At 46.0% G+C, this 5,738-nt stretch carries 5 protein-coding genes; 4 read left to right on the forward strand and 1 reads right to left on the reverse strand.

What is annotated here, in order from left to right; translation table 11 throughout:
• The first annotated feature begins 190 nt into the window (after nucleotides 1-190).
• The 4 genes from KDK15_RS09525 (at nucleotide 191) to KDK15_RS09540 (ending at nucleotide 4,556) form a co-directional block, all read left to right on the forward strand.
• Nucleotides 191-457 (forward strand): ferritin-like domain-containing protein, encoded by a 267-nt coding sequence (locus KDK15_RS09525; RefSeq protein ID WP_373691356.1) that lies wholly within the window; start codon nucleotides 191-193, stop codon nucleotides 455-457.
• Between the two features lie 223 nt (nucleotides 458-680).
• Entirely contained in the window at nucleotides 681-1,880 is a 1,200-nt protein-coding gene (locus tag KDK15_RS09530; RefSeq protein ID WP_257295122.1) for a murein transglycosylase A, read from the forward strand.
• Nucleotides 1,881-2,140: 260 nt separating this feature from the next.
• The gene (locus KDK15_RS09535) at nucleotides 2,141-3,760 is read left to right on the forward strand and encodes an AarF/UbiB family protein (RefSeq protein WP_257295123.1); all 1,620 of its coding nucleotides are present in this window, start codon (nucleotides 2,141-2,143) and stop codon (nucleotides 3,758-3,760) included.
• 133 nt (nucleotides 3,761-3,893) lie between these two features.
• Nucleotides 3,894-4,556, forward strand: a complete 663-nt coding sequence (locus KDK15_RS09540; protein WP_257295124.1) for a hypothetical protein — start codon at nucleotides 3,894-3,896, stop codon at nucleotides 4,554-4,556.
• A gap of 69 nt (nucleotides 4,557-4,625) precedes the next feature.
• On the opposite strand, the gene elbB is transcribed toward KDK15_RS09540, so the two are convergent.
• Nucleotides 4,626-5,294: an isoprenoid biosynthesis glyoxalase ElbB gene (gene elbB / locus KDK15_RS09545; protein WP_257295125.1), complete on the reverse strand. Its 669-nt coding sequence runs from the start codon at nucleotides 5,292-5,294 to the stop codon at nucleotides 4,626-4,628.
• Between the last annotated feature and the right edge of the window lie 444 nt (nucleotides 5,295-5,738).

Below are 5,738 nucleotides of genomic sequence, written 5' to 3' on the forward strand. Positions count from 1 at the left end.
GTAAAACCATCCTGAATCCCTCTGTTTAGATGGGATTACAGTTTAGTCGAAACTTCCAACTGATGAATTTAGGTTGACAAGCTCTCAGTCAAATGCGGAACTTATTCCCAGACAATTCCTAAGGGCCATTTCTGACCGCTGCAATTAATACCGCCTGATGTAGTCAGACAATACATTTGCGTTCGCGTCTGTGCGGGATGTATTCCTGGCGACTTATGAACATGAGCGTACCGTTACTCAGAAGATCAACGCCTTGGCCCATACCGCATTCACCGAGCAGGACTACTCCACATTCAATTTCCTGCAGTGGTACGTTGCGGAGCAGCACGAAGAAGAGAAGCTGTTCAAATCAATTCTCGATAAAATTGATCTGATCGGTATGGAAAACAAAGGCCTGTATTATATTGATCAGGAAGTGGGCAAGTTGATGAGTGATATGCTAAAGCCCGCTGTTTAATAACATAACTAGTGCAAAAAAGCGCAAATGCCCATACAGCACCCCTTCCATGCCAGCGTGGGAATGCATACCGGAGCCTGCAGGATTTGGAACAACCTGTTTCTGCCCGGAATCATGAGAGCTTAATGGGGGGTTCTAATGGCAGAAAAATATGGTTTAATAGGTAAGCTGATTAAGCACCTTCCTTTATCTTGGTGAGCTAGGCCTTAGCTGACGGTTGGCAATGTCTGGTATTCTATTTCACAGTTCCTATCAATCAGAAGCACTCAACGTGACCTTTGCATACCAGCATTTCAAGCACTCTACCCCCGTTTTTTTCAAGCCAGGCACCGGAACCGTTTTCAGGTTTATTCCCCTTCTGTGTACTCTGTTATTCAGTGGTTGTGGGCTATTGACCACAGCGTCGGAACGACAGCCGGTAACATTCAGTGACCTGGAGGGCTGGAGCCAGCAACAGGCAATTGCCGTAAGACCGGCTTTGGTGAACAGTTGCCAGCACCTGAATCGTTCGGTGCTGACAGACAAAAGTCCCTGGGGTAACTACCAGCAATGGCAATTGCTGTGTAAAGAGCTGATGCAAACACCAGACCGTCAACTGAAAACCTTTTTTGAACAAAACTTCACACCTGTCCAGATATCTCCCCGGGCAAAAGGCTTATTTACCGCTTATTACTCCCCGGTTATTCCCGGCAGTCTGAACCAATCTGAAGATTACCCAATCCCGCTATTGAAACTTCCCCATGATCTGGTCAAGGTTCGCCTTGCTGATTTTGGACTCAGTGGACCGGGGTTGGTTGGCCGGGTTGAGAAAGGCTTCCTGAAACCCTATGGCAGTCGGGCAGAAATCAATCAACAGACAGCGAAAACCAGCGATGTTCTCCTATGGTTGAGCAGTCCTGTTGATAAGTTCTTCCTGCAGATTCAAGGGTCAGGGAGTGTGGAACTGCCTGACGGCAACATCATTCATGTTGGCTACGCTGGTAATAATGGCCACAACTACGTGGCCATTGGGAGGATACTGAAACAGAAAGGGGAACTTGTAGAAGTATCCATGCAAACCATCCAGTCATGGCTTGAAAACAATCCGGACAAGCGAGAATGGCTACTCAACCAGAACCCCCGCTACATCTTCTTCAGTTTTTCTGAGGAAGGTGCCATCACCGCTCAGGGGGTGCCTGCTACCACGAAAAGAACACTGGCTGTCGATCCAACTTATATTCCCCTTGGCCTGCCGGTGTGGCTTGATACCCGTTTTACCGCCACCGGTGAGAAATTCCAGCAGCTGATGGTTGCCCAGGATACCGGCAGTGCCATAAAGGGGCCCGTCCGGGGAGATATCTATATGGGGTTTGGCAAAGATGCTGCCTTTATTGCCGGGCCACAACAGGAGCCCGGCAAGCTGTATGTGCTGATTCCTCGATAGCTTGCTTTTCTGAATAGTTTTCCCTTGATCAGAACCAGGTCTGCAGCCTGGCCAACTACTTATAAACCGGCTTGGAATCTTCTCTGGCAGCACCTGAAATGAACTTCATTGTCAACGAGTTATATAAATTCTGGCAGCAGGCATGTGTGCCTGGCAAAAAAAAATTGAACGGTATTACTAAAAAATTGTCCAAATAATTCACGATATTAATTTCAATATTAATCGAATAGATAAATATTATTTCAATTAAGGGAGTAACCATGGACACCTCAATGCAATTCCAGCCACGGCTAGATCATTTACAGCCTCCTGTGCAACCGTCAGCCGGTCCTGCCACCAACGTTGAATCAACCTATCAAGGAAGGCAAGTCAGTCAATATCAGGGAGAATCACAAAGCCTTAAAGAAGAGAAGCAAAGTATAGGAACCAGAGCCTGGTCTTCAATTAAAAACATTCCACGCAATATTTCAATATTCTGCCGGGCAGTCGGGAAAGTTTCACTGATTGGTTATTATTATGTAAAACACCAGCTGTTTGGGCGTGAGTTTACCAGCCAGCATTTGCAGAGTTATTTACAAAAGCTTGGTTCCGCTTATCCGAAACTGCTCCAGGCTTTGGTTGCTAATCCACAGGTGTTAGATGAATTGGGAGAAAAATTGAAAACGACAGAGTCCGAACGGCAACAATTTTATGGTGTGATTCGGGATGTTTTGGATAACAATCCTGAAATACCCTTTACCGTTCCCAGATCAATCCTGGATAAAGCCGGATGTAAAGATCATTCAGTGGAACGCCATATTGCAACAGGAACGATAGGTTCCTGCTTTGAAGTTAAAAAAGGTGAAGAATCACTGGTAGCCAAAGTGGTTCCGGACTGGAAAGCCAATGATTTGGCAGCAGGTTTAAAATCCATAAGAATGCTGCTGTTTTTCATGCCAAAAGTACTTAAAACGACCCTCCGGGAACTGACTGATCCATTTATCCTTGAGTGCCAGCTTAAAGAAGAAAAAAAGAACCAGACTGTATTCAAAGAAACGCTGGAAAGAACGAGACAAACAGAAAGACTTGATACTTACTGGGTGCCACAGGCAACGACATTAACCTTCAAGGTGCCAAAGTTAACCGAAACTGTTGACGCTGATAACCTGCTGATCATGGAATACCTTCACGATGGGCACACGTTGAATACATTGACGAACCCGGAAAACCCGCAGCTGCGGTCAGAAGTCTATCAAACGTGTTTTGGCACACGTCTGGTTGATGATAGAATGTTCCAGAAAGTACTGGAGCAAGTTCATTCTCAGACCAAAGAAAAATGGCGTGAGCTTGCCTTGGAACATGGTATTGTCCATGGCGACTGTCACCCTGGCAACATCATGCTGAGTTTCAAACCGGGTGGCCACATAGATGTCTGGTTTATCGACTTCGGCAATTGCATCACGCTCACAGAAGCGCAGCGGACTCAGTATCCTGACATTGTTCGCCAGCTGAGTAACCTGACCAATCCATTTGCACCTGAAGCAATAGATCCAACCAGGGTTGATCGACTGGTAGACACTTTATGGGATGAAATTGCCATTCGTCAAAAGGCTAATGCAACCGAAAAGAAGCAGATATTCAAAACCATATTAACTGAAGAGTTTATTAAACTCAGGGATTTTGACTCATTCATAGATCGAATGTCTATGTCACCTGAACAGAAGGCACTATTTAGATTGCGCTGTCAGGATCCCGAATATCAGACACAGCTTAAAGTTGTTATTCTTTCATTGATTTCGGCCAGCTTGAGTTCGGCCTGTCAACGAGCAGGTATTCAACTACCTTCATCTTTCACCCGCTATATTGCCTCTCATTTCCGGGCAGGCGTTATTTTGGAGTAACCGGATTGTTTTGTAGCAAAAGGGGGCTACTTACAGCCCCCTTCTCAGGTAGCCTCAATATGGAACTTTTTGACGTTCAGTTGTCAATTAAATGAACATATTCCTCTGAATCAAATACTAAAGAACTTCTAACATGAACAATTCAGCTTCGGTTGGTGGTTTACGCTCTTTTCCACCCTCGGCTTATCGCACAGAGGGCAAAGATAATCCTGATAGCACTGCAGCTGCTGTATTCGGTCAAAGTATTATCCGATATTGCTTTGACGGCGAGCTCAATAAAGAACAACTATCCCGTCTTCTGGACAGGACAATCAAGTATATTGAGGAGCAAACCGGGGTGTTGCCATCGGTTGTTAGTGGCGCTGCGGCAAATAACCCAGCCAGCAATAACCAGACAGATCCTGACCTTTGGGACTGGAATCAGTGGGAGAATCGGCTATTCGGCGGTAAGAGCATATATGGCAGTAAAGATCTGCCTGGCGAATACCGCAGGCTCATTTGTAGAACACTTGGTGACAATATAGGGCCTGATGAAGGTAAAATTCTTGCTCTTGTCCGCCACCCAATATTTGAGCAATCCTTGCAGGATGCCGGGATCACCACAAATAAATTAATCCCTCTCGATGTCAGGGGCTTTATTCGATCAGAGCAATGCTACTCAATATTTGATAAGCTGCTCCGTTTTTACGAAAATTTTGGCAATATTAAGCCCGCTGGGCTAATCAAATCAGCCATAGCATTGGGTTATCTGCCGAGAGAAGACATTGAACAGCTTGTCCAAGTTGGCCGCAGATAAAATAAAAGGCTCTTTTGAAAAATGTGGAGAGCGGACTCCTGAGAATATTCTCAGGCTCAAAGCTCACCATCAACTGGTCAGTGAAAGCACTTTAGTGACCAGTTTACCAATACCTGCCGCCGCCTCACTGATATTTTGTGCCAACATATAAGCTGGAGTGGTAACCAGTTTATGGGGCTCATCAACGACGATATTATCAACTGCACAGGGCTGGTGAGTAACTCCGGTTTGCTCCATTGCCTCAGCCGTTGCTGCATCATTACCAATGGTTGCGGTAACGCCTTCTGCAAAAATACGGCCAGCCATTGCCGGAGCAATGCAGATTAAGCCTATGGGCTTACCGGCTTCCGAGAATGCCTTAACGGCAACCATCATATCAACCTGCACACGCAGTTCAGCGCCTTTAAACGCAAAATCCGACAGATTTTTCGCTGCCCCGAAGCCACCCGGAACAATCAGTGCATCAAAGTCGGCGACTTTCAAAGCTGCCAGGGGTTCAATATCCCCCCGCGCTATTCTGGCGGCCTCCACCAGAACATTCCGCTGTTCCTGGCTTTCTTCCCCGGTCAAATGGTTAACGACGTGGTGTTGATTGATATCAGGGGCAAAGCATTGATAGGCTGCTCCCTGCTGTTCGATACTCAGTAGCGTTAGTACTGATTCATGAATTTCAGCACCATCATATACACCACACCCGGAAAGGATGACTGCGACTTTCTTCTGATGACTTGAACTCATTAGCGTATTCTCCTATCAATACATTCATTTATAAATCGCACAGAAGATTTCCTGGAAAAAGAGGGAACTCTTTACCAGAGGCTCATTGTAGGCCCTGACTGTTCATTAAAGTAGCTCTTATCTCAGCTCACCAATAAATCATTTTGGAGTCAATAGATGGGGGCACCCGGGAGGCTGTTCTAAAACAGACTGTCCTACGCGATGCTCCAGTTCATATGGTTCTTCCGCGAACGCCGACTAAGCCTCTTGTGCCAGATTTTCTTCACTCTGTACAGGATAGTTCCCAACGATTTGGCGTTGCCGGTGCTTCGACAATAGTCAGTGAAGGATTTCAGCACTCTCGCAATTCGCCCTTTTGCAGTTTTCTGGAATAGTGTTCTGATGGGTAGTCTTTACCGGGCAGGAGTCGAACCTGCTGGATTTCAACGAATGATTTCAGCTCAT

It is taken from the genome of Endozoicomonas sp. YOMI1 (assembly GCF_024606345.1).
Taxonomy (GTDB): domain Bacteria; phylum Pseudomonadota; class Gammaproteobacteria; order Pseudomonadales; family Endozoicomonadaceae; genus Endozoicomonas.

Bases quoted from the DNA above. Each gene is read 5' to 3' on its own strand.
- KDK15_RS09530 (WP_257295122.1), top strand. From the start codon at position 681: ATGTCTGGTATTCTATTTCACAGTTCCTATCAATCAGAAGCACTCAAC.
- KDK15_RS09535 (WP_257295123.1), top strand. From the start codon at position 2,141: ATGGACACCTCAATGCAATTCCAGCCACGGCTAGATCATTTACAGCCT.
- elbB (WP_257295125.1), bottom strand. From the start codon at position 5,294: ATGAGTTCAAGTCATCAGAAGAAAGTCGCAGTCATCCTTTCCGGGTGT.
- KDK15_RS09540 (WP_257295124.1), top strand. From the start codon at position 3,894: ATGAACAATTCAGCTTCGGTTGGTGGTTTACGCTCTTTTCCACCCTCG.